Source organism: Streptomyces sp. NPDC051662 (assembly GCF_040681655.1).
Classification (GTDB): domain Bacteria; phylum Actinomycetota; class Actinomycetes; order Streptomycetales; family Streptomycetaceae; genus Streptomyces.
This window is the reverse complement of record NZ_JBFAZD010000048.1, coordinates 1-26,993: the sequence shown is the minus strand read 5'-3', so window position 1 is coordinate 26,993 and position 26,993 is coordinate 1. Positions and strand designations below refer to the sequence as shown.

Annotated in this window: 21 protein-coding genes; 12 read left to right on the top strand and 9 right to left on the bottom strand. The window is 70.6% G+C overall.

Annotated features, from left to right (window positions below; translation table 11 throughout):
• Positions 1-12 precede the first annotated feature (12 nt).
• From AB0M67_RS40275 to AB0M67_RS40265, 3 genes are all read left to right on the top strand, one after another.
• Positions 13-981, top strand: a complete 969-nt coding sequence (locus AB0M67_RS40275; protein WP_365753050.1) for a sugar ABC transporter permease — start codon at positions 13-15, stop codon at positions 979-981.
• Complete coding sequence (locus tag AB0M67_RS40270; protein WP_249947460.1) at positions 978-1,883, top strand: carbohydrate ABC transporter permease; 906 nt, start codon at positions 978-980, stop codon at positions 1,881-1,883. The genes AB0M67_RS40275 and AB0M67_RS40270 overlap by 4 nt, the downstream gene beginning before the upstream one ends.
• Before the next feature lie 132 nt (positions 1,884-2,015).
• Entirely contained in the window at positions 2,016-3,413 is a 1,398-nt protein-coding gene (locus tag AB0M67_RS40265) for a GH1 family beta-glucosidase (RefSeq protein ID WP_365753049.1), read from the top strand.
• Between the two features lie 12 nt (positions 3,414-3,425).
• Here AB0M67_RS40265 and AB0M67_RS40260 read toward each other — a convergent pair whose 3' ends face one another.
• Positions 3,426-4,622, bottom strand: a complete 1,197-nt coding sequence (locus tag AB0M67_RS40260; protein ID WP_365753048.1) for a glycosyltransferase — start codon at positions 4,620-4,622, stop codon at positions 3,426-3,428.
• 202 nt (positions 4,623-4,824) lie between these two features.
• On the opposite strand from AB0M67_RS40260, the gene AB0M67_RS40255 reads away from it, so the two are divergent.
• Complete coding sequence (locus AB0M67_RS40255; RefSeq protein ID WP_365753047.1) at positions 4,825-5,553, top strand: MerR family transcriptional regulator; 729 nt, start codon at positions 4,825-4,827, stop codon at positions 5,551-5,553.
• A 20-nt stretch (positions 5,554-5,573) separates the two neighbouring features.
• On the opposite strand, the gene AB0M67_RS40250 is transcribed toward AB0M67_RS40255, so the two are convergent.
• From AB0M67_RS40250 to AB0M67_RS40240, 3 genes are all read right to left on the bottom strand, one after another.
• On the bottom strand, positions 5,574-7,805 hold the full coding sequence (locus AB0M67_RS40250) for a 3-hydroxyacyl-CoA dehydrogenase NAD-binding domain-containing protein (protein WP_365753045.1): 2,232 nt from the start codon (positions 7,803-7,805) through the stop codon (positions 5,574-5,576).
• Positions 7,806-7,905: 100 nt separating this feature from the next.
• The gene (locus tag AB0M67_RS40245; protein ID WP_365753044.1) at positions 7,906-9,120 is read right to left on the bottom strand and encodes an acetyl-CoA C-acetyltransferase; all 1,215 of its coding nucleotides are present in this window, start codon (positions 9,118-9,120) and stop codon (positions 7,906-7,908) included.
• The gene (locus tag AB0M67_RS40240) at positions 9,117-10,325 is read right to left on the bottom strand and encodes a CaiB/BaiF CoA-transferase family protein (protein WP_365753042.1); all 1,209 of its coding nucleotides are present in this window, start codon (positions 10,323-10,325) and stop codon (positions 9,117-9,119) included. Before AB0M67_RS40240 ends, AB0M67_RS40245 begins: the two co-directional genes overlap by 4 nt.
• Before the next feature lie 242 nt (positions 10,326-10,567).
• Between AB0M67_RS40240 and AB0M67_RS40235 the strand changes: the two genes are divergently transcribed.
• A complete protein-coding gene (locus AB0M67_RS40235) occupies positions 10,568-11,776 on the top strand; it encodes a saccharopine dehydrogenase NADP-binding domain-containing protein (protein ID WP_365753041.1) in 1,209 nt (402 codons plus the stop codon).
• Positions 11,777-11,983: 207 nt separating this feature from the next.
• Here AB0M67_RS40235 and AB0M67_RS40230 read toward each other — a convergent pair whose 3' ends face one another.
• Both AB0M67_RS40230 and AB0M67_RS40225 read right to left on the bottom strand, forming a co-directional pair.
• Entirely contained in the window at positions 11,984-12,664 is a 681-nt protein-coding gene (locus AB0M67_RS40230) for an endonuclease V (RefSeq protein ID WP_365753039.1), read from the bottom strand.
• A 153-nt stretch (positions 12,665-12,817) separates the two neighbouring features.
• Complete coding sequence (locus AB0M67_RS40225) at positions 12,818-13,969, bottom strand: oxidoreductase (RefSeq protein ID WP_365753037.1); 1,152 nt, start codon at positions 13,967-13,969, stop codon at positions 12,818-12,820.
• 193 nt (positions 13,970-14,162) lie between these two features.
• On the opposite strand from AB0M67_RS40225, the gene AB0M67_RS40220 reads away from it, so the two are divergent.
• The 5 genes from AB0M67_RS40220 to AB0M67_RS40200 all read left to right on the top strand — a co-directional run bounded on the left by AB0M67_RS40220 (position 14,163) and on the right by AB0M67_RS40200 (position 20,947).
• Positions 14,163-14,579, top strand: coding sequence for an SsgA family sporulation/cell division regulator (locus AB0M67_RS40220; protein WP_365753035.1), 417 nt, complete (start codon positions 14,163-14,165; stop codon positions 14,577-14,579).
• Positions 14,580-14,911: 332 nt separating this feature from the next.
• Positions 14,912-16,552, top strand: a complete 1,641-nt coding sequence (locus tag AB0M67_RS40215) for an ATP-binding cassette domain-containing protein (RefSeq protein ID WP_365753033.1) — start codon at positions 14,912-14,914, stop codon at positions 16,550-16,552.
• Between the two features lie 126 nt (positions 16,553-16,678).
• A complete protein-coding gene (locus AB0M67_RS40210) occupies positions 16,679-18,952 on the top strand; it encodes an excinuclease ABC subunit UvrA (RefSeq protein ID WP_365753031.1) in 2,274 nt (757 codons plus the stop codon).
• A gap of 117 nt (positions 18,953-19,069) precedes the next feature.
• The gene (gene ddaH / locus AB0M67_RS40205) at positions 19,070-19,855 is read left to right on the top strand and encodes a dimethylargininase (RefSeq protein WP_365753029.1); all 786 of its coding nucleotides are present in this window, start codon (positions 19,070-19,072) and stop codon (positions 19,853-19,855) included.
• A 117-nt stretch (positions 19,856-19,972) separates the two neighbouring features.
• Complete coding sequence (locus tag AB0M67_RS40200) at positions 19,973-20,947, top strand: acyl-ACP desaturase (protein WP_365753028.1); 975 nt, start codon at positions 19,973-19,975, stop codon at positions 20,945-20,947.
• A gap of 147 nt (positions 20,948-21,094) precedes the next feature.
• Here the strand turns inward: AB0M67_RS40200 and AB0M67_RS40195 are convergent, their stop codons facing one another.
• Positions 21,095-21,400 (bottom strand): WhiB family transcriptional regulator, encoded by a 306-nt coding sequence (locus tag AB0M67_RS40195; RefSeq protein ID WP_365753027.1) that lies wholly within the window; start codon positions 21,398-21,400, stop codon positions 21,095-21,097.
• Positions 21,401-21,495: 95 nt separating this feature from the next.
• Positions 21,496-22,293: a VOC family protein gene (locus tag AB0M67_RS40190; protein ID WP_365753025.1), complete on the bottom strand. Its 798-nt coding sequence runs from the start codon at positions 22,291-22,293 to the stop codon at positions 21,496-21,498.
• A 125-nt stretch (positions 22,294-22,418) separates the two neighbouring features.
• Between AB0M67_RS40190 and AB0M67_RS40185 the strand changes: the two genes are divergently transcribed.
• A complete protein-coding gene (locus AB0M67_RS40185; protein ID WP_365753024.1) occupies positions 22,419-23,231 on the top strand; it encodes a TetR/AcrR family transcriptional regulator in 813 nt (270 codons plus the stop codon).
• Here AB0M67_RS40185 and AB0M67_RS40180 read toward each other — a convergent pair.
• Positions 23,202-24,242 (bottom strand): alpha/beta hydrolase, encoded by a 1,041-nt coding sequence (locus tag AB0M67_RS40180; protein ID WP_365753023.1) that lies wholly within the window; start codon positions 24,240-24,242, stop codon positions 23,202-23,204. The two genes, AB0M67_RS40185 and AB0M67_RS40180, sit on opposite strands and share 30 nt — an antisense overlap.
• A 353-nt stretch (positions 24,243-24,595) precedes the next feature.
• On the opposite strand from AB0M67_RS40180, the gene AB0M67_RS40175 reads away from it, so the two are divergent.
• Positions 24,596-26,734, top strand: coding sequence for a DEAD/DEAH box helicase (locus tag AB0M67_RS40175; protein ID WP_365753060.1), 2,139 nt, complete (start codon positions 24,596-24,598; stop codon positions 26,732-26,734).
• Positions 26,735-26,993 lie beyond the last annotated feature (259 nt).

Sequence of the window (26,993 nt, the reverse complement as noted above, 5' to 3'; positions counted from 1 at the left end):
GAAGGCCGTTCCATGACCCTCACCGCCACCGCGAAGGCCGCGTCCCCGCCGCCGTCCGGGCCGGCCGCCGCCCCGCAGTCCGCCGTGCGTCGCGCCTGGCGCGCCTTCTCCCCGTACGCCTATATCGCCCCGTTCTTCACGCTGTTCGCGGCCTTCGGGCTGTTCCCGCTGCTCTACACCGCGTTCGTCTCGCTCTACCGGGTGGAGCTCCAGACACCCGGCGACATGGAGTGGCGCGGTCTCGGCAACTACACCGCGCTCTTCACCGACGAGTTCTTCTGGACGTCGCTGCGCAACACCTTCACCATCGGGGTGCTCTCGACCGTCCCGCAGCTGGCGATGGCCCTGGGCCTGGCTCATCTGCTCAACTACAAGCTGCGCGGCCGGACTTTCATCCGTACGGCGATCCTGCTGCCGTACGCCACCTCGGTCGCCGCCGCGACGCTCGTCTTCGCCCAGCTCTTCGGCCGCGACTTCGGTCTGATCAACTACGTACTGGGGCTGGTCGGTTTCGACCCGGTGGACTGGCAGACCGGTACGGTCGCCTCGCAGATCGCCGTGTCGTCCATCGTCATCTGGCGCTGGACCGGCTACAACGCGCTGATCTATCTGGCCGGTATGCAGTCGATCCCCAGCGAGCTGTACGAGGCCGCCGAGGTCGACGGGGCCTCACGCTGGCGGCAGTTCCTCCATGTCACCCTGCCGGGGCTGCGCCCCACGATCGTCTTCACCACCGTCGTCTCGACGATCGGCGCGACCCAGCTCTTCGGTGAGCCGCTGCTCTTCGAGGGGTCCATCTCGGGCGGTATCTCGCACCAGTACCAGACCCTCGGCCTCTATATGTACGAGCAGGGCTGGGGCTTCTTCCATCTGGGCCGGGCCGCCGCTATCGCCTGGGTGATGTTCGTCCTGATCCTGCTGCTGGTCGGCGTCAACGCCCTGATCGCCCGCCGCCGTTCCCGTAAGGAGGCCGGCCGATGACCGCGCTCGCCGCACCGCCCACCCCGCCGCCGGGGACCGAGGACCGGCCACGGCGGTCCCCACGACGCGGCGGCCGGGCCGGGCGCACGATGCACGGGGGCAGGCTCTCGTACGCGATCCTGGCCGTCGCGCTGCTCTTCTCGGCGTTCCCGTTCTACTGGACGATCGTCGCGGCCAGCCGCTCCAACGCCGAGCTGGCGAAGGTGCCCCCGAGTCTGCTGCCGGGGCCGAACCTCATCCGCAACTTCGAGGCGGTACTGGAGGAGGCCGATATCGGCAAGGCCCTCCTCAACTCCTTCATCGTGTCCGGTTCGATCACCGTGGGCACGGTGCTGTGCTGCACCCTCGCCGGATTCGCCTTCGCCAAACTGCGCTTCCGCGGCCGGGGCGCGCTGCTCGCCGTGACCGTGGGCACGATGATGATCCCGCCGCAGCTCGGCGTGATCCCGCTGTTCATGCTGATCGCCGAACTCCAGTGGGTGAACCAGCTCCAGGCCGTCATCCTGCCCGGACTCGTCTCCGCCTTCGGGGTGTTCTTCATGCGCCAGTATCTGGTGCAGTCGCTGCCCGACGAGCTGATCGAGGCCGCCCGGGTGGACGGTGCCTCCACCGCGCGGATCTTCTGGTCGATCGTGGTGCCCATCGCCCGGCCCGGGATGGCCGTGCTCGGCATGCTGACCTTCATGGCCGCCTGGAACGACTTCTTCTGGCCGATCATCGCGCTCTCCTCGCAGAATCCGACCGTGCAGGTGGCGCTGCGCCAGCTCGGCGGCGGCTATGTCCACGACCAGTCCGTGATCATGGCGGGCACCCTGCTCGGCACGCTGCCCGTGCTGCTGGTCTTCGGCCTGCTGGGCCGGCAGATCGTCGGAGGCATCATGCAGGGCGCCGTCAAGGGCTGATCCCCCACCGGTCGCGGACCCGTCGGCACACCCGCCTGCGCGCCCGGCACCGCACCCCACCACGGCACCCGTACGAGTCCCCGCCGCCTCTCCCCTCACTGTTCTGTCTCATCTCACGGGAGTTCCTTCCATATGACCGCTGTCGACGCACGTCCCCAGACCACCGCGGAGTCGCGCTTCCCCCGCGGTTTCCGCTGGGGTACGGCCACCGCCGCGTACCAGATCGAGGGGGCCGCCGCCGAGGACGGCCGTACCCCGTCCATCTGGGACACCTTCAGCCGCGCTCCCGGCCGGGTCCGCAACGGTGATACCGGCGATATCGCCGCCGACCACTACCACCGGATGGACGAGGACGTCGCGCTGCTGAAGGAGCTGGGGGTGACGGACTACCGCTTCTCGGTGTCCTGGCCGCGCGTCCAGCCGACCGGCCGCGGCCCGGCCGTACAGCGTGGTCTGGACTTCTACCGGCGGCTGGTGGACGCGCTGCTGGCGGCGGGCATCCGGCCGGTCGCCACGCTCTACCACTGGGATCTGCCCCAGGAACTGGAGGACGCGGGCGGCTGGCCGCAGCGCGACACGGCGGCGCGGTTCGCGGAGTACGCGAGGATCGTCGCCGAGGCCCTCGGCGACCGGGTGGCCACCTGGACCACCCTCAACGAGCCGTGGTGCGCGGCGTTTCTGGGGTACGCCTCCGGTGTCCACGCCCCGGGCCGTACGGATCCGGTCGCCGCGCTGCGCGCCGCGCACCACTTCAATCTCGCCCATGGTCTGGCCACCCGCGCGCTGCGCGACGCGCTGCCGAGGAAGTCCGAGATCTCGCTGACCCTCAATCTGCACGCGGTCCGGCCGCTGACGGAATCGGCGGCCGATCTCGACGCGGTGCGCAGGATCGATGCCCTCGGGAACCGGATCTTCCTCGATCCGGTGTTCCACGGGCGGCTGCCAGCGGATCTGGTCGAGGACACCGCCGCGCTGACGGACTGGTCGTTCGTCCGGGACGGCGATCTGGGGATCGCCGCCACCCCCATCGACTCGCTGGGGATCAATTACTACTCCCCCACGGTCGTCGCGGCCGGCTCCTGCGACACCCCGTCACCATGGCCGGGCGCGGAGGGGCGGGTACGGTTCGTACCCGCGCCGGGACCGCGTACCGCGATGGACTGGCCGGTCGACGCGGACGGACTGTACGAACTGCTCACGCGGCTGCGGGACGAGTTGCCTGCCACCCCGCTGATGGTCACCGAGAACGGCGCGGCGTACGACGACTACGCGGATCCGTCCGGCGCGGTGCACGACCCCGAGCGGGTGGCCTATCTGCGTGCCCATCTCCACGCCGTCCACCGCGCGATCGCGGACGGCGCGAAGGTGCGCGGCTATTTCCTCTGGTCGCTGCTGGACAACTTCGAGTGGGCGTACGGCTACAGCAAGCGGTTCGGCGTCGTCCATGTGGACTTCGCGACCCAGCGCCGTACGGTGAAGGACAGCGCGCGCTGGTACGCGGGTGTCATCGGCCGGGGCGGTCTGGACTGAGGCGTGCCGGGGTCAGGCCCGGTCCAGCGCCCCCGGTGCCGGGACAGCGGTGGGGGTGTTGAGCAGGAGGGCGCCGAGCAGTCCGGCGGCCGTGGGCAGCGCGCGTGTCCCGGCCGCCAGGCGCTCCGCCGCCGTACGGTACGCGGGGTCGCCGAGCACGGCCTCGACGGCGGACCTGATACGCGGGACGTCCTCGGCGCCGAGTACGGCCCGTCCGTCGGGCGGGCCGCCCGTGGGCGTGACGGACAGGCCGGCGCCGGCCTCGGTCACGAGCCGGGCGTTGACGGGCTGGTCGGCGAAGAACGGGACGATGACGAGCGGGACCCCGGCCGCCAGCGCGCCGAAGGTGGTCCCCGAGCCGCCGTGGCAGAGCACCACGGACGCGCTGCCCAGGACATCGGCCTGCGGAACCCACCGTTCCATATGGACGTTGGGAGGCAGCGGACCGAACGCGGACACATCGGTGGCGCGCCCCGCCGTCAGCAGCACGCGCACCGGCAGTCCCCGCACGGCGTCGAGTGTCGCCCGGTAGGCCGCGGCGGCGTCGGGCATGCCGCCCGCCTCGGTGCCGAGCGTGAGATAGACGAGGGGGTCGTCGCTCCCGTGCCACCAGTCCGGCAGCGCGGCCGGGGCATGTTCGACCGGCTCGCGGAAGCGCCGGGTCACGGCGAAGGGTGACGGGTCCAGGGAGGCCGGAAAGCGCGTCAGATACGGGGCCGCCCAGAGCTGTTCCACGAGCCGCTCGCCGTACGGGGCGAGTACGGGCGCCACGACCCCGAGGGCGAACTCCTCGACCTCGGCCGCCGAGATGGCGACCTGGGCGTGCGGAATACCGAGGCGCTCGGCGACGACGGCCCCGGCGTACTCGCACGGCTCACGCAGCACGAGATCGGGCCGCCACTCCCGGCACACCTCCTCCACCGAGGGCAGCAGCGCGGCCGTGCAGAGCCGGCCGAAGAACTCTCTGTTGACGATCCTTCTGCCCTCGTCGGCAGAGGCGTTCATGGCCCGGGTGAAGACGGCCTCCAACTCGGCGGCCGGCGGCTCACCGCCGATCCGGTAGGGCTGGTCACGGGCGGCGAGCGTCGCTTCGAGCTTCGGCGGAGCCACGACAAGGATCTCGTCGCCGCGCTCGGCGCAGGCGTCGATGAAAGGGACGAGGGGATGGAAATGCCCCGATCCCCCGGTCGAGGTGAAGAGAATCCGCATGGCGCGAGACTAGGCCGCCTCTCCTTCGGATGATGCCGGGGACGGCGATCGTGGCCGATATCCGTCGGGCAGACCCTGGGCCCGTGCCGACCCCCGTGAGCCGGTGTCACCCCTTTCACAGCGCTGGTGGCACAGCAATACTGTTGCACCGAGTCGACCTGTCGATCTGTCGGCCCACAGCAGCGGAAGGCGAGGCGCGGACATGGCCACAGGGACAGAGGAGCCGACACTCACCGTCGATGAGCTGGCGGCCCGCGCCGGGGTCACCGTACGCACCATCCGCTTCTACAGCACCCGCGGGCTGCTGCCGCCGCCGGTGATCGGGCCGCGCCGCGTCGGCCACTACGGGCAGGACCATCTCTCCCGGCTCGCCCTCATCGAGGAGCTTCAGCACCTGGGCATGACCCTCGCCGCGATCGAACGCTATCTGGAGCGGCTGCCGCCCGATCTGAGCGCCCACGACCTGGCCATCCACCGGGCGCTGGTGGCCTCCTGGGCGCCGGACTCCGCCGAGGACGCGACCCGGGCCGAGCTGGAGCGCCGGGCCGGGCGGGCGCTGTCCGAGGAGGACATCGACCGGCTCGGCGCGATGGGCGTCCTGGTACGCGCCGAGGTCCCGGACAGCTTCCGGCTCGATCTCGGGCTGCTGCGGCTCGGCGTCGAACTGCTGGACGTGCCGATCCCGCAGGAGACGATCCTCGCGGCCCGCACGGTCCTGCTGGAGCACACGCGCGAGGCCGCGTACGAGCTGACCCGGCTGTTCCGGGACGAGGTGTGGACCCCGTACCGGGACCAGGGGTCCGACCCCGAGCATGTCGCGGCGATGAAGTCGCTCTCGGCCCGGATGGGGCCGCTGGTGGTGCAGGCGCTGGTGACGGCGTTCCAGCGGTCGCTGAAGGAGGAGCTGCGGGCCGCGTTCCGGACGGAGTGAGCACCCTCCCGCCATCCCCGCTATGACGGTCGCGTCGCCTCCTGCGCTTGGACGTTGTCGCCGAACGTCTCGCCCTTCGCCGCCTTCTCGACCAGCAGCGCGGGCGGCTCGAAGCGCGCGCCGTACCGCCGCGCCAGCTCTCGGGCGCGGGCCACGAAGCCGGGCAGGCCGCCCTCGTACCCGTTGATGTACTGGAGCACTCCGCCCGTCCAGGCCGGGAAGCCGATGCCCATGATGGAGCCGATATTGGCGTCGGCCACCGAGGTCAGGACGTTCTCCTCCAGACAGCGGACGGAGTCCAGCGCCTCGGAGAAGAGCATCCGCTCCTTCATGTCGAGGAACGGGACCTCCGTGCGGGCCTCGCCGGCCGGCGCGCCGAAGTGCTCGCGCAGGCCCGGCCAGAGGCGGGTGCGCTTGCCATTCTCGTCGTACTCGTAGAAGCCCGCGCCCCCGCTGCGTCCCGGCCGGCCGAACTCGTCCACCATCCGGTCGATGACCGTGTCCGCGGGGTGCGCGGCCCAGGTGCCGCCGGCCTCCTCGACCGCGCGCCTCGCCTCGTTCCGGATCTTCCTGGGCAGGGTGAGCGTCAGCTCGTCCATCAGCGAGAGCACCTTGGCAGGGTAACCGGCCTGTGCGGCGGCCTGTTCGACCGAGGCGGGTTCGACGCCCTCGCCGACCAGCGCCACCCCCTCGTTGATGAACTGCCCGATCACCCGCGAGGTGAAGAAGCCGCGCGAGTCATTGACCACGATCGGGGTCTTCCTGATCGCACGCACCAGATCGAACGCGCGGGCCAGCGCCTCGTCCCCGGTCCGCTCCCCCTTGATGATCTCCACGAGCGGCATCTTGTCGACCGGCGAGAAGAAGTGCAGCCCGATGAAGTCGGCGGGCCGGGAGACGCCCTCGGCGAGCACGGTGATGGGCAGGGTGGAGGTGTTGGAGCAGAGCAGCGCGTCGGGCTCGACGATGTCCTGGATCTCCTGGAACACCTTGTGCTTGAGCGCGGTGTCCTCGAAGACCGCCTCGATCACCGCGTCACATCCGGCGAGATCGGCGGGGTCGGCGGTCGGGGTGATCCGGGCGAGCAGCGCGTCCCGCTCGGCCTCGGTCTTACGGCCCCGGGAGAGCGCCTTGGCGAGCAGCTTCTCGGAGTACGCCTTCCCCTTCGCCGCGGCCTCCGCCGAGACGTCCTTCAGCACGACGTCGAATCCGGCGCGCGCGCAGGAGTACGCGATGCCCGCGCCCATCATCCCCGCGCCGAGGACCGCGACCTTGCGGATCTCGCGCGGTGCGATGCCCTGAGGGCGGCCCGCGCCGGAGTTGACGGCCTGGAGGTCGAAGAAGAACGCCTGGATCATGTTCTTGGCGGTCTGGCCGGTGACCAGTTCGGCGAAGTAGCGGGCCTCGATGGTCTGAGCGGTCTCGAAGTCGACCTGGGAGCCCTCGACGGCCGCCGCGAGGATATTGCGCGGAGCCGGGTAAGGGGCGCCCGCCGTCTGCTTCTTCAGATTGGCCGGGAACGCGGGCAGATTGGCGGCGAAGCGCGGGCTGGACGGCGTACCGCCGGGAATCCGGTAGCCCTTGACGTCCCACGGCTGGGACGACTCGGGGTGGGCGTCGATGAAGGCGCGGGCGCGCGCGAGCATGTCGTCCGCGGTGGCGGCGACCTCATGGACGAGCCCGTTCTCCAGGGCGCGCGCCGGGGTGTACTGGGTGCCCTGGAGCAGCACCTTCAGCAGCGCGTCCGCGACGCCCATCAGCCGTACGGTACGGGTGACCCCGCCGCCCGCCGGCAGCAGTCCGAGCGTCACCTCGGGCAGCCCGATCCTGGAGCCGGGCGCGTCCAGGGCGATCCGGTGGTGGCAGGCGAGGGCGATCTCGTAACCGCCGCCCAGGGCCGCGCCGTTGAGGGCGGCGACAACGGGCTTGCCGAGGGTTTCGATGCGGCGCAGGGCGTGCTTGATGGCCAGGCTGCCCTCGAAGACCTGCTCGGCGTCGGCCGGACCGAGCTTGATCATGTCCTTGAGGTCACCGCCCGCGAAGAAGGTCTTCTTCGCGGAGGTGACGATGATGCCGCGGATGCCGTCCTTCTCGGCCTCCACGCGGTCGGCGATCGCCGCGATGGACTGCCGGAACGCCTGGTTCATGGTGTTGGCGGACTGGACGGGGTCGTCGAGGACGAGGGTGACGACGCCTGTCCCGTCCTGTTCCCAGCGAATCGCCGGGGAGGCCGGGGTGGTGGACTCGCTCATGCTGCTGCTCCGTATCGGGGGAAGCCGGGCGGGGTCTCGGAGGGGGGATCCGGGCGGGGGTCCAGGAGTCGGGTCCTGTCCGGCCGATCTTCGCGGGCCGTCAGAGCCGTTCCACGATGGTGGCGACCCCCATGCCGCCGCCGACGCAGAGCGTGGCGAGGCCGTACCGCTTGTCCTGGCGCTCCAGTTCGTCCACGAGGGTGCCGAGGATCATCGCGCCGGTGGCCCCGAGCGGATGGCCGAGCGCGATGGCGCCGCCGTTGACATTGACCTTGTCCAGCGAGAGGCCCATCTCCTCGACGAACCGCAGGACGACCGCCGCGAAGGCTTCGTTGATCTCGACGAGGTCGATGTCCTCGATGGTCAGTCCGGCCTTGGCGAGTGCCTTGCGGCTGGCGGGGGCGGGGCCGGTCAGCATGATGGTCGGCTCGGAACCGGAGACGGCCGCGGAGACGATCCGGGCGCGGGGCGTGAGTCCGTAACGCTCGCCGGTCTCGCGGGAGCCGATGGCGACCAGGGCCGCACCGTCGACGATGCCGGACGAGTTGCCCGCGTGGTGGACATGGTCGATCTTCTCGACCCAGTGGTACTTCTGGAGGACGACGGCGTCGAAGCCGCCCATTTCCCCGATTCCGGCGAATGACGGTTTCAGCGCGGCGAGCGAGTCGGCGGTGGTGCCGGGACGCAGGTGCTCGTCGTGGTCGAGGACGGTGAGCCCGTTGCGGTCGAGGACCGGCACGACCGAGCGCTCGAAGCGGCCCTCCTTCCACGCGGTGGCCGCCCGTTCCTGGGACAGCGCGGCGAATTCGTCCACATCGCGCCTGCTGAAGCCACCGAGGGTGGCGATCAGGTCGGCGCCGATGCCCTGCGGGGCGAAGCCCGTCCGGAAGCTGGTCATCGGGTCCATGGCCCAGGCACCGCCGTCGGAACCCATCGGCACCCGCGACATCGACTCGACGCCGCCCGCGAGGATCAGGTCCTCCCAGCCGGAGCGGATCTTGGCGGCGGCCAGATTGACGGCTTCCAGCCCGGAGGCGCAGAAGCGGTTCTCCTGGACGCCCGCGACGGAGTCGGGCAGTCCGGCGGCGATGGCCGCGATCCGGGCGATGTCCGAGCCCTGGTCACCGAGCGGGCTCACCACACCGAGGACGATGTCATCGATCGCCGCCGGATCGAGTCCTGGAAGGCGGCGGCGCAGCTCATGGATCAGTCCGACGACGAGATCGATCGGCTTCGTGCCGTGCAGGGCGCCATTGGCCTTGCCGCGACCGCGCGGGGTGCGGATCGCGTCGTAGACGAACGCTTCGGTACTCACGGCGACTTCCTTTCGGGATGGGAGGAACGAAACGATGCTTGGCTGTTCCCTGTGGCTTGGCCGTTTCCCGTGGCTTGGCCGTTTCCCGTGGCGCGTACGGGCAGATCCCAGTCGCGGGCCACCTCGGCGGTGTCCGCGCCGGGCCGCGCGGACGCGCGGCGCACCGACCCGGGAGTGACGGAGAACCGGGGCGCGGGGGCGGGTTGGGTGAGTCCCGCGTGGTGGGTGAAGGTGCCACGGGCCGCCAGCTGCGGGTGGGCCGGGGCCTCGCGCAGGGAGAGCACCGGCGCGACACAGGCGTCGGAGCCCTCGAAGACCGCTGTCCACTCCTCGCGGGTCTTCGTTCTGAACCGGGCGGCGACCGCCTCCCGCAGTTCGTCCCAGCGCCCGAAGTCCTTGCGCGAGGGGAGTTCCTCGGCGATGCCGAGCAGCTCCACGAACTCGTTGTAGAACCGCTGCTCCAGCGCGCCCACCGCCATGTACTCGCCGTCGGCGGTCTCGTACGAACCGTAGAACGGACTGCCCCCGTCGAGCAGATTGGCACCGCGCCGGTCCTGCCAGCCGCCCGCGCCCATCATGGCGTGGATCATCGTGGTGAGATGGGCGGTGCCGTCGACGATCGCCGCGTCCACCACCTGTCCCGCACCGTCGGGCGTCCGCGCGTGCTGAAGCGCGGCGAGGACCCCGATGACCAGATAGAGCGAGCCGCCCGCGTAGTCGCCGAGCAGATTCGCCGGGAGCGCGGGGGGCTCCCCGGCCGTGCCGATCATGGAGAGCGCGCCGGTGACGGCGATGTATCCGATGTCGTGCCCGGCGCGCTCGGCGAGCGGGCCGTCCTGGCCCCAGCCGGTCATCCGTCCGTACACCAGCCGCGGATTGCGGTCCAGACACTCCCGCGGGCCGATGCCGAGGCGTTCGGCGACCCCCGGGCGGTATCCCTCGATGAGTACGTCGGCGCGCTCGGCCAGATCGAGGACGCGGGCCGCGCCGTCCTCGGTCTTGAGGTCGATCAGCACGGACCGCTTGTTGCGATTGGTCAGGTCGTACGCCGGATCGATACCGAGGCCCGCGCCGCCCGGACGGTCGACCCGTACGACATCGGCGCCGAGATCGGCGAGGGTCATCGCGGCGAAGGGGCCGGGGCCGATACCGGCCAGCTCGACCACGCGTACGCCCGTCAGCGGACCGTTTCCCGCGGCTGACATCCGGCTCCCATCTGGCTTCCGGCGCTGTGCGCGACAGTTGTGTGACATAAGTGATGTAACACCAGTGATGCTAAGAACGTGTTCCACTCCGCACAACCCCTCGGGCCGAGCAAGCGCTTAGTTCTCTGTCGAGCCTATGCCGACCCGACCGGTTCCGCGATGAGCGTTCCCGCTCCGTCCCCGAGATCTCACGCTAGCCTCGGCCACCGGCAATGGCGCGGGGCGGAACGGCGGAGGAGTCAATGGCCAGGACGAACGGGACGGAGCGCCCCTACGACATCGTGCTCTTCGGGGCGACGGGCTTCGTGGGGATGCTGACCGCGGAGTATCTCGCGGCCCACGCCCCCGAGAACTGCCGCTGGGCCATCGCCGGGCGCGATCACGCCCGGCTTGAGCGGCTGCGGGAACGGCTCACCGCGATCAATCCGGGCTGTGCCGTGCTCCCCGTACTGCGGGCCGACTCGGCGGACCCCGACTCGCTGCGAGCCCTCGCCGAGTCCACCCGGGTCGTCGCGTCGACCGTCGGGCCGTATCTCTGGTACGGCGAGGGGCTGGTGGCGGCGTGCGCGGAGGCGGGGACCGACTACGCCGATCTGTGCGGCGAGGCCGAGTTCCTGGACCTGATGTTTCTGCGTTACGACGTCCGCGCCCGGGAGACCGGGGCACGGCTCGTGCACGCCTGCGGCTTCGACGCGATCCCGAGCGATCTGGGCGCGTACCTCACCGTCCAGCGGCTGCCGGAGGACGTACCGCTGCGCGTGGACGCGTTCGTACGCTCCAACGCCCTCCCCTCCGGCGGAACACTCGCCACCGTGCTGACGGCCATGAGCCGTGGCCGGCAGTCGCTGCACGCCGCCCGGGAGCGGCGGCTGTACGAGCCGAGGCTGGTCGACCGCCGCGCGCGGGGGCCCCTCGGCGCCCCGCACTTCAGCCGGGAGACCGGGTACTGGGCGCTGCCGCTGCCGACGCTCGACGCACAGGTGGTGGCGCGCTCGGCGGCGGCGCTGCCGCGCTACGGCCCCGATTTCCGCTACCGGTACTTCGCCGGGGTGCGGACACTGCCGGTGGCGCTGGGCGGAACCGCGGCGGCCGGGGCGGGTGCCGCCCTGGCCCAACTCCCCTCGGTCCGTAAGTGGTTGACGCGACGCTTCGAGTCGGGCACGGGCCCGGACCTCGAACGCAGGCGAGCGAGCAGCTTCTCGCTGCGCCTGGTGGGCACGGGCGGCGGACACCGGGTCTTCACGGAGGTCTCGGGCGGCGATCCCGGCTATGACGAGTCGGCGAAGATGCTGGCCGAGTCGGCGCTCTCGCTCGCCGTGGACGAACTGCCCGCCACCGCGGGCCAGGTGACCCCGGCGGTGGCGATGGGGGACGCGCTGCTGGGACGGCTACGGGCGGCGGGGCTGAGGTTCAGGATCGTGGACGCGCGCGAGCTGGACGCGGCCGGCTGAGATCCGGCAGGGCGGCCGGGTCCGGCGGGCCTGGCGGGCCTGGCTGTGATCTGTCGGAGCGGCGGGTGCCCGTCGGAGCGGCGGGTGCCCGTCAGCACGACTGGTGCCCGTCAGCACGACTGGTGCCCGTCAGCACGACTGGTGCCCGTCAGCACGACTGGTGCCCGTCAGCACGACTGGTGCCCGTCAGCACGGCTGGGATCTCCCTCAGTCCGCCGTCTCGCGCAGCGCGCGGCGGCAGAGCGCGTCGGCCCGCCGGGTGGTCTCGGGGAGCCGGTAGTGGGGCGTCAGCCGCAGGGTGTGCGCGCAGGCGTTGGCGAGGCCGACGCGGTGGCCGACCGAGACGAACACCGGCTTGACGCCCTCCCGCGTGCGCAGCGCCCGTCCCACCTCCTCGCCGCCGTCGGCCAGCAGCGGTGACGAGTCACCCCGCCGGCCGCCCGGCTGCTCGTACGAGAAGGTGAACGGGTTCTTGGCCACGCCGATCACCGGGAGGCCGGTGAGCACCCCCAGATGCGCGGCGAGCCCGAAGCGCCGCGGATGGGCCAGGCCGTAGCCGTCGCAGACGACGAGACCGGGGTCCGAGCTGAGCGCTTCGAGGGCGGCCAGGACGGTGGGGATCTCCCGGAAGGCCAGCAGCCCGGGCACGTAAGGGAAGGCGACCGTGCCGACGGCCGTGGCCTCCTCGACGACGGTGAGCGTGGCGGCGTCGAGCACGACGGCCGCGGCGGCGACGACATCACGCTCGTCGTCGTACGCCACATCCACCCCCGTCACCAGCCCGGTCCCGGGCGGCGGCCCCGGCTCGTCCCGTACGACCAGGCCGCGCAGCTCGTCCTGGATGGCACGGGCCTCGGTCTCGTCCTCGGGCGTTCTGATCATCCTCATGGTCATCACACAGTAGTGGCGCGACGGGCGGTACCGGTCCGTCGAGGAGCGGCGCCGGACGCGGTGATCGCACGAGCGGCCGGGGCGACGTCCCGGATCACCTCCCCGTCCCGCTCGCCGAACTCGACCACCGCGGCACCTACGGGCCGCCTCCTAGCGGGACTTCGAAGGCACGCCCCGGAACACCAGCCGGGCGACGCGGCCCCGTTCGCCCGCGGCCCAGCAGCCGAGGTCCGGCGTGCAGTCGACCGTGTCGTACGAACCGGTGTCGATGGTGCGCCAATCGCGTCCGCCGTCCGTCGTCAGGTCCGTCCCTGTCGGGCCGACCGCGAGCGCCGCCGAGCGGCTGTGCGGCAGCCAGGCCACCCCCGAACGGTAGGCGGACGGCGGGGTGTTCGCCTGCCGCCAGCTCCGTCCGCCGTCACCGCTGACCGCCGCGGCCCGCGGGGACGCCTGGTCGGCGCGGTAGTCGCCGCCGACGGCCAGACCGTGCCACCGGTCACGGAAGGCGAGCCCGAAGACGCCGCGGGCCGGATCGCCGCCGGGGAGCGTGGAGTCGGTGACGGTCCAGTGCACTCCGCGGTCGGCGGAGTGCAGCACCCGCGCCGTGGCGCCACCGCCGGTGGCCAGCCAGACATCTTTGGGGCCCGAACTGACCAGGCACTGACCGCCGGCGGCGAAGCCCGCCTCGCCCGGCAGAGCGGCCGGCATTCCGTCGCTGGGCAGCACCCGCCATGTCGAGCCGCCGTCGCCGGTGGACAGGATGCGGTACTTGCCGTCGACCGGATCGCTCATCGCGAGGCCGTGGCGGCTGTCGAAGAAGGTGACGCAGTCGTAGAAGGCCCGGGGGTCGTTGTTGCGGAAGGACTCCGTCCAGTGCGCCCCGCCGTCCTCCGTACGGTAGATCCTGGACGCCTCGCCCTCGCCGATGGCCAGCGCGACGGCCCGCCGCCCGTCGAACGCCTCGATGTCACGGAACTCCAGCTCGCCCGCCCCGGCCGGGGAGACATCGCGCCAGCTGCGGCCTCCGTCGGCGGTGCGCAGCACCGTGCCCCCGGAGCCCGCGACCCACGCGGCGCGGCGGCTCACGGCGGCGAGCCCGCGGAAGCGCGCCTCGCTCCCCGTGTCCGTGAGGTGCCAGCCGGGCGTTCCGCCACCGGGCCGCCCGCCGCCGAACGCCCCAGCGGCCCCATCCGCCTGCGCCGGTACGGCCAGGGTGGTGGCGATCGCCGCCCCGCTCACCCCGACCACGAGCCCCGCCCACCACACGCGCCGCGTCTTCCCCGTCTTCCCCGTGAACCTCATGGCGCTGGAAGCTAGCCCACCGGCAGGACCCCGTCCAGAGTGCGCCCGCCGGGGGTCGGAATCACGCCATGGCGGAGACCGTCAGATGGCACGGTGACACAGCTCACTCCCGTTGTGGAGCACGTATCGAGGCGCTCCACCGTCTTTCCCTTAGAAGAAGACCTCATCCAGGTCCGACGAAGGGGAGCAGACCATGACGCTCGTCATTGAACAGGCCGTACAGGCCCGGCTGGTCGCGTCCGCTCCCCGGCTGGAGACCGTACCCGCGACCCTGCGCTACGACCGGTCGGACCCCTTCGCCGTACGGATGGCGTTCCCGCCCCCGGCGACGCTGGAGGGCACCGAGGTGACCTGGGAGTTCTCCCGTGAGCTGCTGGCGGCGGGCATGACCGAGCCCGTCGGGGTCGGGGACGTACGGGTGCGGCCCTTCGGGTACGGCCGTACGGTGCTGGAGTTCCACGCTCCCGAGGGCACCGCGATGGTCCATCTGCGCACCGCCGAGCTGCGGCGGTTCCTGGAGCGCTCGCAGGATCTCGTCCCGGTCGGCCGCGAGCATCTCTACCTGGATCTCGACCATGATCTGGCCGAGTTGCTGCGCGACGCCTGCTGAGCCCACGCCCACCCGAGTCCGCCCGCCACGCCCGCGCCCGCCCACCCGCGCCCGAGTCCGCGCGAACCCACCCCGCCGTAATCGCGTTGACGACACCCCGGCCCCTCCCTACGGTTGGCCGTGGTCCTGTTGTCGTCGATCGGAGTAGGACGTTGCTCGTCTGAGGTCCTGAGACACCGCTGCCGCACAGCCTCCGCCGGTTCTTCCGGCCGTTGTGCGTCCCGTGTGTGACCTCGGCCGCCGAGCCGTCCTCCCGACCGGGATCCTCCGTCCCGCGGTGTCTCCATCCGTTGCCCGCACGCCTGACTTCCCCGCAGCGACCGGAGACCCCTATGTCCATCTCTCCCACCTTCATCACCTGTACCGCCCTCTCCTTCACCTGGCCCGACGGGACCGGCGTGTTCGATGACTTCCAACTGGCGGTCGGCCCCGGCAGAACGGGTCTGATCGGCCTCAACGGATCAGGAAAATCAACGCTGTTGCGACTGATCGCGGGCGATCTCACCCCGGCCGAGGGCACGATCAAGGTGGCCGGCGAGATCGGCTATCTGCCGCAGACCGTCGTGCTCGACACCGCGCTACGGGTGGATGAGGCCCTTGGTATCGCGGCGACCCGCACCGCGCTGCACGCCATCGAGGCGGGCGACGCGAGCGAGGAACACTTCACCGCCGTCGGCGACGACTGGGACGTCGAGGAGCGGGCCCATGCCACCCTCGCTCAGCTCGGCCTCGGGCATCTCGGCCTCGACCGGACCATCGGCGAGATGTCGGGCGGCGAGTGCGTGCTGCTCCGGCTGGCCGCGCTGCTGCTGGCCGGGCCCGCGGTGCTGCTGCTCGACGAGCCGACCAACAACCTCGATCTGCACGCGCGGCGGCGGCTGTACGACGCGGTCGACACCTGGTCCGGTGTGATGGTCGTGGTCAGCCATGACCGCGAACTGCTGGAGCGCGTCGACCAGATCGCGGATCTTCGGGACGGCGAGGTGCGGTGGTACGGCGGCAACTACACGGCGTACGAGGAGGCGCTCGCGCGGGAACAGGAGGCGGCGGAACGCATGGTGCGGGTCGCGGAGGCCGACGTACAGCGCCAGAAGCGCGAACTGACCGAAGCCCAGCAGAAGTTGGCCAAACGCGTGCGGTACGGCCAGAAGATGTACGACACCAAACGGGAGCCCCGGGCCGTCATGAGGATGCGCAAGCGCACCGCCCAGGAGTCCGCGGGCAAACACCGCGTCATGCACACCGAGCGGCTCGCCGAGGCGAGGGAGCGCCTGGACGAGGCGGTGGACGCGGTACGGGACGACGACGAGATCCGTATCGAGCTGCCGGGCACCACCGTCCATCCCGGCCGTGATGTGCTCACCCTGCGCGAGCTGCGACTGCTGTACGGGGCCGAGGCCAAGGGGCAGTTCGAGATCCGCGGCCCCGAGCGGATCGCGCTCGTCGGCCGGAACGGCTCGGGCAAGACCTCACTGCTGCGCACGGTCGCCGGGGAGCTGGGGCCGGTCTCCGGTGAGGCGCTGACGCACGTCCCGCTGCGCTTCCTGCCGCAGCGGCTGGATGTCCTCGATGACACGCTGAGCCTGGTGGAGAACGTGGCGCGGTTCGCGCCCGGGGCGACGAACAACCTGATCCGGGCGCGGCTGGCACGCTTCCTGTTCCGGGGCGCGCGCGCCGACCAGCCGGCCGGGACACTCTCGGGCGGGGAGCGTTTCCGGGCCTCGCTCGCCGCGCTGCTGCTCGCGGAGCCGGCGCCGCGGCTGCTGATGCTGGACGAGCCGACGAACAACCTCGACATGGCGGCCGTGCGGCGGCTCACGGCCGCCCTGGAGTCGTACGAGGGCGCGTTGATCGTGGCGAGCCATGATGTGCCGTTCCTGGAGTCGCTCGGCATCACCCGCTGGCTGCTGCTCGACGGGGAGCTGCGCGACACCACCGCCGAGGAGGTACGGGCAGCCGGAACGCGTGGATGAGCGAATGAAGGGATGAGGGGGTGGGGATGGAGGGAGCGGCGGAATGGGTCTATAGGTGGCGAGGGCACCGGGCGCCGGCCGGAAATCCGGACAGAAGATGTCCAGGTTTCCGGTTAGCGTCGGGGCATGCCTCAGAACATCACCATCACGGGAGCCCGTGAGAACAACCTCCGGGACGTGTCCCTCACCCTTCCGAAGGGCAAGATCACCGTCTTCACCGGGGTGTCGGGATCGGGCAAGTCCTCGATCGTCTTCGACACCGTCGCGGTGGAGTCGCAGCGCCAACTGAACGAGACCTTCACCTCGTTCATCAGAAGTTTTCTGCCGAAGTACGAGCGCCCGCAGGTCGACGGGATCGATGATCTCTCGGTGGCGGTGGTCGTCGACCAGAAGCCGATCGGCGGCAATGTCCGCTCCACGGTCGGCACGATGACGGACATCTACTCGGTGATCCGGGTGTTGTTCTCGCGCCATGGCGTGCCGAGCGCGGGGGCGGCGACCGCGTACTCCTTCAATGACCCCTCGGGGATGTGCACGCTCTGTGACGGGGTGGGCCGGGTGGTGGCGCTCGATATCGACCGGGCGATCGACTGGACCAAATCGCTCGACGAGGGCGCGCTGCTGCTGCCCGGGCTCTCCGTGAACAGCTGGGAGTGGAGTCTGTACGCCGAGTCCGGCCGCTTCGACCGGGCGAAGCCGCTCGGCGAGTACACCGACGAGGAGCGTGAACTGCTGCTGCACGGCGGTGACTTCAAGGTCCGGATCGAGGTGAAGTCGGGCGCGGTCGATATGCGGTTCGAGGGAATCGTCTCCCGCTTCACCCGGCTCTTCCTCAACCGTGACACCGCCAGTCTCTCCGAGAAGCGCAAGGAGGCGGCGGCGCGCTTCACGGTGGAGCGGCTGTGCGAGGCATGCGGCGGGGCGCGCCTCAACGAGGCCGCGCTCGCCTCCCGGATCGACGGGCTGAGCATCGCCGATCACACCCGCATGGAGGTCGCCGATCTGGTGGAGGTGCTGGGCCGGATAGATGATCCCGTGGCGACCCCGATCGCCGCCGCCGCCCGTGAACGGCTGGAGCGGCTGGTCGGGATCGGGCTCGGCTATCTCAGTCTGGACCGGGAGACCACCACGCTGTCCGGCGGTGAGGGCCAGCGGCTCAAGATGGTGCGCCATCTGGGGAGTTCACTGACCGGCCTCACCTTTATCTTCGACGAGCCGAGCGTGGGGCTGCATCCGCGCGATGTCGGCCGGCTGAACGATCTGCTGCTACGGCTGCGTGACAAGGGCAATACGGTGCTGGTGGTGGAGCACGACCCGGATGTGATGGCGATCGCGGACCATATCGTCGACATGGGTCCGAAGGCCGGGACGGACGGCGGCCAGGTCGTGTACGAGGGCCCGGCGGACCGGCTCCGGGACGCCGATACGCTCACCGGCCGCTGTCTGCGCCGCCGTACACCCGTCAAGGAGTCGTTCCGCTCCCCCGCCGACTGGCTTCCGGTGACCGGCGCGGCGCTGCACAACCTCAAGGGCTTCGACGTACGGTTCCCGACCGGCGTGCTCACGGCCGTCACCGGGGTGGCGGGGTCCGGGAAGTCGACACTGATCTCGGAGGTGTTCACGGCGGCGTACCCGGAGGCGATCGTCATCGACCAGGGCGCCATCACCGCCTCGTCCCGCTCCACCCCCGCCTCGTACCTCGGCATCATGGACACCATCCGCAAGATCTTCGCCAAGGAGAACGGGGTCGCGCCGGGGCTGTTCAGCTTCAACTCCTCGGGGGCGTGCGGGGAGTGCTCGGGACGCGGGCTGATCTACACCGATCTCGCCTTCATGGACCCGGTGACCACGATCTGCCACGCCTGCGAGGGACGACGCTTCCACGACGAGGTGCTGCGGCACACGGTGAAGGGCCGCTCCATCGTCGACGTACTGGACATGACGGCGGCGGTGGCCATGGAGTTCTTCACGGACAAGGCGCTGCTGCGGAAGCTGCGTACGCTCAATGACGTCGGGCTGACCTATCTCACCCTCGGCCAGCCGCTCAGCTCCCTCTCGGGCGGCGAGCGCCAGCGCATCAAGCTGGCGACGCAACTGCACCGTACGGGCAGTGTGTACGTACTCGACGAGCCGACCACCGGACTGCACATGGCGGACGTGGACACACTGGTGACGCTGCTGGACCGGCTGGTCGACGCCGGGAACTCGGTGATCTGCGTCGAGCACAACCTGGACGTGGTCAAGCGGGCGGACTGGGTGATCGATCTCGGTCCTGACGGCGGCAAGCACGGCGGAGAGATCGTCTTCGAGGGCACTCCGCGGCAGTTGCTTGAGCACCCCAAGTCCTTCACCGCCGAGTATCTGCGCCGGGAAATGGAGGGGGATTCTCTCCTGGCCTGAGCTCGCACGGGCCGGGTCGAGCGGGAACGGGCCGGGTCCTGTGGCGCGGCGGGTCATGATGAGTGGGTCCGGAGCCATTCGGCTCCGGTCCCCTCTCGCCGATCCGGAGACTCGCCCGTGCCCCACAGGAAAGCCCTGATCCGACGCCCGAGCCCGCGCCTCGCCGAGGGGTTGGTCACCCATATCGAACGCGCCCCCGTCGATACCGGGCTCGCGCTGCGCCAGTGGGAGCGGTACACGGAGACGCTGCGCGCGCACGGCTGGGAGACCGTGGAGGTGGCGCCGGCGGACGACTGCCCGGACGGGGTGTTCGTCGAGGACACCGTCGTGATGTTCCGGAACGTCGCCCTCGTCGGCCGGCCGGGCGCCCTCTCCCGCCGCCCCGAAACGGCGGCCGTGGAAGCGGAGTTGGCCCGGCTCGGCTGCTCGGTGAACCGGGTACGGGAGCCGGGCACGCTCGACGGCGGGGATGTCCTGAAAGTCGGCGACACGGTGTACGTGGGGCAGGGCGGACGGACGAACGCGGCGGGCATCCAGCAGCTGCGCATGGTCTTCGAGCCCCTTGGGGCGCGGGTCGTCGCCGTACCCGTACGTACCGTGCTGCATCTCAAATCGGCGGTGACGGCTCTGCCGGACTCCACCGTCATCGGCTATGAGCCACTGGTGGACACCCCGTCCGTCTTCCCGCGCTTTCTGCCCGTGCCCGAGGAGCCCGGCGCTCATGTGGTGCTGCTCGGCGGTAGAAAGCTGCTGATGGCCGCGAGCGCGCCGAGGAGCGCGGAGCTCTTCACGCGGCTCGGTTATGAGCCCGTACCGGTCGACATCAGCGAGTACGAGAAGCTCGAAGGGTGCGTGACGTGTCTCTCCGTGCGCCTTCGAGACCTCTCCGACCTGCGCGCATGACCGAGCGTAGGGATGTTCGACATCAGCGGGCTTGGCCTTCGCCTTACCGGGGCCTTAACCTACGGTGTCGTAACCTACGAACCCGTAGGTAAACCTCCCGTCCCCCCTGGAGTACCCGTGTCGATCACCTCTCCCCACCTCGGCAGTTCGGACGCGTGGACTGACGCCCGGCTGCTGTACGCGCTGGAAGAGGTGGTGGAGAAGGAACTCAACCGCCATCTCAAAGTCGCCAAGGACTGGATGCCGCACGAGTACGTGCCGTGGTCCGACGGCCGCAACTTCCCCGGCATCTTCGAGAACGGCGAAGCCTGGGACCCCGAGCAGTCGAAGGTCACCGACATAGGCAAGATCGCGCTCGTGGTCAATCTGCTGACCGAGGACAACCTCCCCAGCTACCACCACGAGATCGCGAGCCTCTTCGGCCGCGACGGCGCCTGGGGCACCTGGGTGCACCGCTGGACCGCGGAGGAGGGCCGGCACGGCATCGTGATGCGGGACTATCTGCTCACCTCGCGGGCCGTGGACCCGGACAAGCTGGAGCAGTTCCGGATGGCACACATGTCGGAGGGCTTCGAGTCCGACAACCGCCACTCCATGCTGCACTCCGTCGCCTATGTCGCCTTCCAGGAGCTGGCGACCCGGGTCTCGCACCGCAACACCGGACACCAGTCGGGCGACCCGGTCTGTGACCGGATGCTGGCGCGGATCGCCACCGACGAGAACCTTCACATGGTCTTCTACCGGAATCTGCTGGGCGCGGCCTTCGAGATCGCCCCGGATCTGACCATGCGGTCCGTCCGCGATGTCGTCGTGAACTTCCGGATGCCCGGACACGGCATGCCCGGCTTCGAGCGCGCCGCCGCGCAGATGGCCATAGGCGAGATCTACAACATGCGGATCCATCACGACGATGTGCTCCAGCCGGTGCTGCGCTATCTGAAGGTCCTGGAGATCGACGGGCTGGGCCCGGAGGGACTCAAGGCGCAGGAGGAGCTGGGCATGTACATGGGCGGCCTGAACAGCGAGGCGAGCAAGTTCGACGAGAGGCTCGCCGCGCGCAAGGCACGGATGGCGGCGCGCGCCGCCGGCTGATTCCGCCGACCGGTTCCGCGGCTGCCCTAGCTGGCTGCCCACAGCCAGATCGTCGCCGTCGCCGTGTTCTTCGGCGGCGGCGACGATCCGCTCGGACGCGCCGCGGAGTACGCCCTCGGTCCGCGCGCGTGGGCTCGCGCGCCCGGTTCAGCCTCGGTGAAGGCCGGTCGCGTCTCGCCGGAGGTTCTGCCGCTCCTTCTCCGAGAGACCACCCCAGACGCCGAATCGCTCGTCATTGGCGAGTGCGTACTGGAGGCAGGCCACCCGGCCCTCGCAGGCGCCGCAGAGCCGCTTCGCCTCCCGGGTGGAGGAGCCGGGCGCGGGGAAGAAGAATTCCGGCCCGGTCTGGGCGCACAACGCGCTCTCCTGCCAGGAGAGTTCGTGCTCACCGCGGTCGGTCGCGTCCTTCGTCCCGGTCGTGCTGGTGGTGATGTCGGTGATGTTGATCGGCATGCCGGACAGACTGCCCGGCCGCGATAAACAGGTGATTGACGAATGGTCAACGAGGCCGTCGGCCGACGAAGGACCGGGCGTCTCCCGTGCCCCCGTCAGCCGGTCTCGCCCACGCTCTGCATCACCGCGAACCGTGTCCCGGAAGGATCGGCGAGCTTCGCGAACCGTCCGACGCCCTCGATATCGGTCGGCGCCACCCGGACCGTACCGCCCAGCTTCCGCGCGGCCGTCACAGAAGCGTCGCAGTCCGTGACCGCAAAGTACAGGAGCCAGTGCGGCCCCGTGTCGGCCTCCGCCGGGTCGTTGCCGAGCGGCACGAAGCCGCCGAACATCCCCTCGATGCCCTGGCCCGCCGGGTTCACCATCCAGTAGCTGCCGTTTCCGTCCGGCATCGGCATGCTGGTGGTCTCCCAGCCGAAGACCGAGTTGTAGAAGCGGTAGGAGGCGTCCTCGTCCGGGGTGTACAGCTCGCCCCAGCAGAGGCTGCCCGGTTCGTCGACGGCGTCCAGCCCCTTGTTCTCGCCGGGCTGCCAGACCGAGAACCCCGCGCCCGACGGATCGGTGAAGACCGCCATTCTGCCGAGGTCCATCACGTCCATCGGCTCGAAGACAACGGAACCACCGCCCTGCTGAACGGACTTGGCCATCGCGTCGGCGTTGGGCGTCTGGAAGTACAGGGACCAGGAAGGCGGCGCCTGGCCGGGCTCCACGGGCATGACACCGGCCGCTGTCCTGCCGTTCAGCTGGAACAGGCCGTAGCCGCCCGCCTGCGGACCCGCGGAGACGAAGTCCCAGCCGAAGATACCTTTGTAGAAGGTGATCGCGCCCTCGATATCGGGGGTGCCGAGGTCGATCCACACCGGGGAACCAGTGACAAACGGGGTCCTGACCATGGCGCGCTCCTTCAGGGGATCCCATAGCTCTCTCCCCTCCGAGTCTCCTCCCCGTGCGGTGGCCCCGCATGTGCTGCCGGGCCCGACAGGAGGCCGCACGATCGTGCGTTCAGTAGAGTGGGGGAATGAGCGGCACACGCGGCGACGGACCTACGCGGATCCGTACGGGGAGCCCGACCGGACGCAGCACCGATGGACGCGGTGTGGACGGGCGCAGTACGGACGGGCGCAGTACCGACGGGCGTGTCGAGCGCGGCAATCAGACTCGGCGCCTGGTACTCGACCGCACGATGGACATCGCGTCGGTCGAGGGGCTGGAAGGGCTCTCCCTCGGCCGTATCGCCACCGAGCTGAAGCTGAGCAAGAGCGGGGTCTTCGCTCTCTTCGGCTCGAAGGAGGAACTTCAGCTGGCGACGGTACGGGCCGCCGCCGATGTCTACACCACGCATGTCGTCAGGCCGACGCGCGAGTTGCCCCCGGGCGCCGGGCGGGTGTGGGCGCTGTGCCGCAACTGGCTGACGTACTCCTCGACCCGGGTCTTCGCCGGCGGTTGCTTCTTCTACGCCGTCGCCGCCGAGTTCGACGCGCGCAGCGGTCCGGTGCACGACGCGATCGCCACGTCCCTGGACGACTGGGTGGGTTATGTGGAACGCACCATCGAGAAGGCACGGCTCGCGGGTGGCTTCGAGGCCGGACTGGACGGGCCGCAGCTGGCGTTCGAGATCATCGCGCTGATGGAGGCGGCCAACGCCAAGTCCGTCCTGCACGGCGACGAGGTCGCCTACGAGAGGGCCGCCCGGGGCATTCTGAACCGGCTGCGCGCCGCAGCGACCGACCCGGCCGCTCTCCCGGAGAGCCCCGGCTTCGGGAGGGACGTACCGGCGTCGGCGCAAGCGCCCGTACGAGCGTCAGGGACGGCCACGCCGGAGAACGGCTGATCCGGGACGCGGGGCGGCATCCCGTACGCCCGGCTCGTCCCGTACGACGGGCTCGTCCCGTATGACGGGCTCGTCCCGTACGACGGACTCGACGCGTACGACGGGCTCGACGCGTGGCTCCGACGAGACGGCGTGTGGCCGCTCGTCGCGTACGAAGTCCAGGGCGGCGGCGACCACTTCGGGGTCGCCGAGGATCCGCCGGTGGCCGAGACCCCGGGTCACGACCAGCCGTACGCTCTCCCCGTACGCACGGGCGAGGGCCCGGGACTGGTCGAGCGGCACCCTGTCGTCGTGCTCGTCGTGGAGGAGCAGAACAGGGGCGCCGATCTCCTCGGGGCGGTATGTGGCGTTGAGGCGCCGCCAGATGTCCGGCTCCTCGGGGAACATGATCCGCTCGACATGACCGCGCATATCGCGGGCTATCCGTTCCCGCAGACCGAGCAGCGTACAGAACCCGTCGATGATCCAGTCGAACTCGGCGACTCCGCCGATCCCGACGACCCGGCGCGCCTCCACACCGTCACGCAGGGCGAAGAACGTGGCGAGCACGCCGAACGAGTGGGCGATGACCGCCTCGAATCCGCCGTGCTCCGCGTGCAACCGCCCGATGATCTCCCGGTATTCGGCGATCGAGGTGTCACGCCCCGAGGAGGCGCCGTGCGCCGGGGCGTCGAACGCGACCGGGCTGTAGCCCTGTTCGCGCAGGGCCGTGACGAATGCCCCGAGCCGCGAGGCACGTGACTCCCAGCCGTGCACGAGCAGCACGGGACGCGAGCCGTCGCCCCACTGGTGGGTGACGACGGACTTGCCGTTCACGGTGAGCTGTCCGATCCGGGCGTCGGCGAGCAACTCGCTCTCCCCCGGGCGAAGACCGCTGCGGCCGACGGGACGGAGAGAGACGGCCAAAGCGGCGCGTCCGGCCAGTCGGGGGGCGAGGAGCGAGGTGGTGTTGAGGGCGGTGCGCAGGGCGGTACGAGAGATGGTCTGGACGAGCGCGGTCGTGGGTGACATGGCCCGGATCTCCTTGATCGGCCGGCGAATAGAGAGATGCTAGCACGATCGTTCGTTTAGTTTTGGAGGACTCATCTGCATCTGATCGGGGCGGGACGGGCCGGTACGTCCGGTGGGCGTGGGAGCATATGAGCCGGTCAGGTGCGGACAGAGCGGGTCAGTCCGGTATCGGGGGTCCGGTATCGGGGGTCAGGGGTCCGGTATCGGGGGTCCGGTATCGGGGGTCAGGGGTCCGGTATCGGGGGTCACGTGTCGGGTATCGGGTGGAGAGGCGTATGAGAGGTGCGGGGGCCACGCCGGGACGCGCTACGGTGCCCGCCGGACGACGGGCCGGGGCCGTGCTCGACGCGGCGATGTCACTGCTCGACAGCGCGCAGCGGCTGCTTGACGACCACGGCCGGGCCGTCACCGCCGTACGGGACGTCTACCGTCCGCTCCAGCGGGAACTGACGGGCGCGGAACTCGCCGCCATCCCGGTCTCCCGGCTGAAGGACGTCACCTCGGGCCGGTTACGGCTCGGCGCGCTCGAACAGGCCGGTTTCACCTCCGTGGGCGAGGTGTACGAAGCGGGCGGGCACGCCCTGCGTCAACTGCCCGGCGTCGGCGGGCACACCGCCGACCAGGCGATGGCCGCCGCCACTCGGATCGCCGAGGCGGTCGGTGAGACCGTCTCCGTACGCATCGACATAGACCACCCCGAACCGCGCACCACCGCGCTGGTGACCGCCCTGCACCGGCTGGTCGAGGCGGGACCCGGGCTGCGGCGCGCGCATGACTCCGCCGAGCGGCTCACCACGGAGCTGCGCGCACTGCTGCCGGAAGCCGAGCCCGCGCGCGGCCGGCTGCGTATGGCGCTCACGGGACGGGAACGGCGGGAGCGGGCTCTCGGCGCGGTCGGCCGGATACGGCGGCGACTCGACGAGGCCGCGGCAGCGGACGTACCGGTGCTGTTCGCGCAGATCTCCGTGGATCTGCTGAGGGAGCCGGCCTCGGACGTCGAGTGCTGGATCGACTTCGAGCTGCGCTCGGCCGAGTACTACAGCGTGCTCGCGGAGACCGCGGGCAGCGCCCCCGATGTCGCCGCGTCCGAGGGGTTCATGCCGTCCGAGATCGCGGGGCGGGTCCGGGCCCAGCAACTGGACGACACCAGACTGCGGGTGTCCCTGCGCGGCTACCAGTCCTTCGGGGCGCGTTTCGCGCTGAGCCAGCGACGAGTGATCATCGGCGACGAGATGGGCCTCGGCAAGACAGTGCAGGCCATCGCCGCGCTCGCACATCTCGCGGCGCGCGGCGGCACGCACTTCATGGTGGTGTGCCCCAACAGCGTGCTGATCAACTGGACCCGGGAGATCCGTACCCGTAGCACCCTGCGGGCGGTTCCGGTGCACGGCCCTGAGCGGCGGGAGGCGTTCACGGAGTGGCGCGAGCGGGGCGGCGTCGCCGTCACGACCTTCGACTCCCTGCATACGCTGCCACTGGCCGGGGACGCGGAGCCGCGGGCCGACGCCATGAGCCCGCTGCCCCCTGAGCCCCGGATGCTGGTGGTCGACGAGGCCCACTATGTGAAGAACCCGGACACCCGCAGATCCCGTGCGCTCTCCGGCTGGACGGCACAGGCCGAACACGTCCTGTTCATGACGGGTACGCCGATGGAGAACCGGGTCGCGGAGTTCCGCAGCCTGGTCCAGCGCCTCCAGCCCGAACTGGCGCCGGCCGTGGAAGGAATCGACGCGGTCGCGGGCTCCCACGCCTTCCGCCGCGCGGTCGCCCCCGCCTATCTGCGCCGCAACCAGCAGGACGTCCTCGCCGAACTGCCCGCGCTGGTCCAGGTCGACGAGTGGGAGGAACTGAGCGCCGGAGATCTGGCGGCCTACCGGGAGGCCGTGGCCTCCGGGCACTTCATGCGGATGCGCCGGGCCGCGTACGCACGCCCGGAGACCTCGGCGAAGCTCGGACGCCTGCGGGAGCTGGTGGCCGAGGCGGCGGAGAACGAACTGAAGGTCGTCGTCTTCTCGTACTTTCAGGAGGTACTCGCCACGGTCCGAAAGGCCCTGGGCGAGGGGGCGTTCGGCCCGCTCGCCGGCGATGTACCGGCGGCGCGCCGCCAGGGGATCGTCGACCGCTTCACGGCGGTGCCGGGCCACGCCGTGCTGCTGAGCCAGATCCAGGCGGGCGGCATCGGGCTCAACATGCAGGCCGCGTCGGTGGTCGTCCTCTGCGAACCGCAGGTCAAACCCACCTTGGAACACCAGGCGGTGGCCCGCGCCCACCGGATGGGACAGGTCCGTCCGGTGCAGGTCCACCGACTGCTCGCGGTGGACAGCGTGGACCAGCGCCTGCTGGACATCCTCGCCAACAAGAACCGACTGTTCGACGCATACGCCAGACGCAGCGACCTGGCGGACGCCACACCGGACGCGATCGACGTCTCGGACCGCGACATCGCGCGGAGGATCGTGGAGGAGGAGCAGCTGCGGCTGGCGGAGGGGTGAGGGGGGTGGATGAGGGGGTGGATGAGGGGGTGGGTGCGGGTTCGGGATAGGGGGTAGTCGGGGAAGCTCGCTTGTTCCGGGGGCCGGTTGCCGACGGCAGGTGGGTGGGCCCTGCGGGGCTGCGCGGGAGTGGAGTGGGGCAGCCCGGCCCCGGCTCAGCGGGCTGATGTGAGTGGGTAGCTGGGACTCATGCCCCGCTGGTGGCGGTTCGACTTCGGGTGTGGGTTCGTGCCGAGGGGTAGTCGGGGTGGCCCGGAGG

Excerpts from the sequence above, each read along its gene's own strand:
- AB0M67_RS40275 (WP_365753050.1), top strand. The coding sequence starts at position 13 with ATGACCCTCACCGCCACCGCGAAGGCCGCGTCCCCGCCGCCGTCCGGG.
- AB0M67_RS40270 (WP_249947460.1), top strand. The coding sequence starts at position 978 with ATGACCGCGCTCGCCGCACCGCCCACCCCGCCGCCGGGGACCGAGGAC.
- AB0M67_RS40265 (WP_365753049.1), top strand. The coding sequence starts at position 2,016 with ATGACCGCTGTCGACGCACGTCCCCAGACCACCGCGGAGTCGCGCTTC.
- AB0M67_RS40260 (WP_365753048.1), bottom strand. The coding sequence starts at position 4,622 with ATGCGGATTCTCTTCACCTCGACCGGGGGATCGGGGCATTTCCATCCC.
- AB0M67_RS40255 (WP_365753047.1), top strand. The coding sequence starts at position 4,825 with ATGGCCACAGGGACAGAGGAGCCGACACTCACCGTCGATGAGCTGGCG.
- AB0M67_RS40250 (WP_365753045.1), bottom strand. The coding sequence starts at position 7,805 with ATGAGCGAGTCCACCACCCCGGCCTCCCCGGCGATTCGCTGGGAACAG.
- AB0M67_RS40240 (WP_365753042.1), bottom strand. The coding sequence starts at position 10,325 with ATGTCAGCCGCGGGAAACGGTCCGCTGACGGGCGTACGCGTGGTCGAG.
- AB0M67_RS40235 (WP_365753041.1), top strand. The coding sequence starts at position 10,568 with ATGGCCAGGACGAACGGGACGGAGCGCCCCTACGACATCGTGCTCTTC.
- AB0M67_RS40230 (WP_365753039.1), bottom strand. The coding sequence starts at position 12,664 with ATGAGGATGATCAGAACGCCCGAGGACGAGACCGAGGCCCGTGCCATC.
- AB0M67_RS40225 (WP_365753037.1), bottom strand. The coding sequence starts at position 13,969 with ATGAGGTTCACGGGGAAGACGGGGAAGACGCGGCGCGTGTGGTGGGCG.
- AB0M67_RS40220 (WP_365753035.1), top strand. The coding sequence starts at position 14,163 with ATGACGCTCGTCATTGAACAGGCCGTACAGGCCCGGCTGGTCGCGTCC.
- AB0M67_RS40215 (WP_365753033.1), top strand. The coding sequence starts at position 14,912 with ATGTCCATCTCTCCCACCTTCATCACCTGTACCGCCCTCTCCTTCACC.
- AB0M67_RS40210 (WP_365753031.1), top strand. The coding sequence starts at position 16,679 with ATGCCTCAGAACATCACCATCACGGGAGCCCGTGAGAACAACCTCCGG.
- AB0M67_RS40195 (WP_365753027.1), bottom strand. The coding sequence starts at position 21,400 with ATGCCGATCAACATCACCGACATCACCACCAGCACGACCGGGACGAAG.
- AB0M67_RS40190 (WP_365753025.1), bottom strand. The coding sequence starts at position 22,293 with ATGGTCAGGACCCCGTTTGTCACTGGTTCCCCGGTGTGGATCGACCTC.
- AB0M67_RS40185 (WP_365753024.1), top strand. The coding sequence starts at position 22,419 with ATGAGCGGCACACGCGGCGACGGACCTACGCGGATCCGTACGGGGAGC.
- AB0M67_RS40180 (WP_365753023.1), bottom strand. The coding sequence starts at position 24,242 with ATGTCACCCACGACCGCGCTCGTCCAGACCATCTCTCGTACCGCCCTG.
- AB0M67_RS40175 (WP_365753060.1), top strand. The coding sequence starts at position 24,596 with ATGTCACTGCTCGACAGCGCGCAGCGGCTGCTTGACGACCACGGCCGG.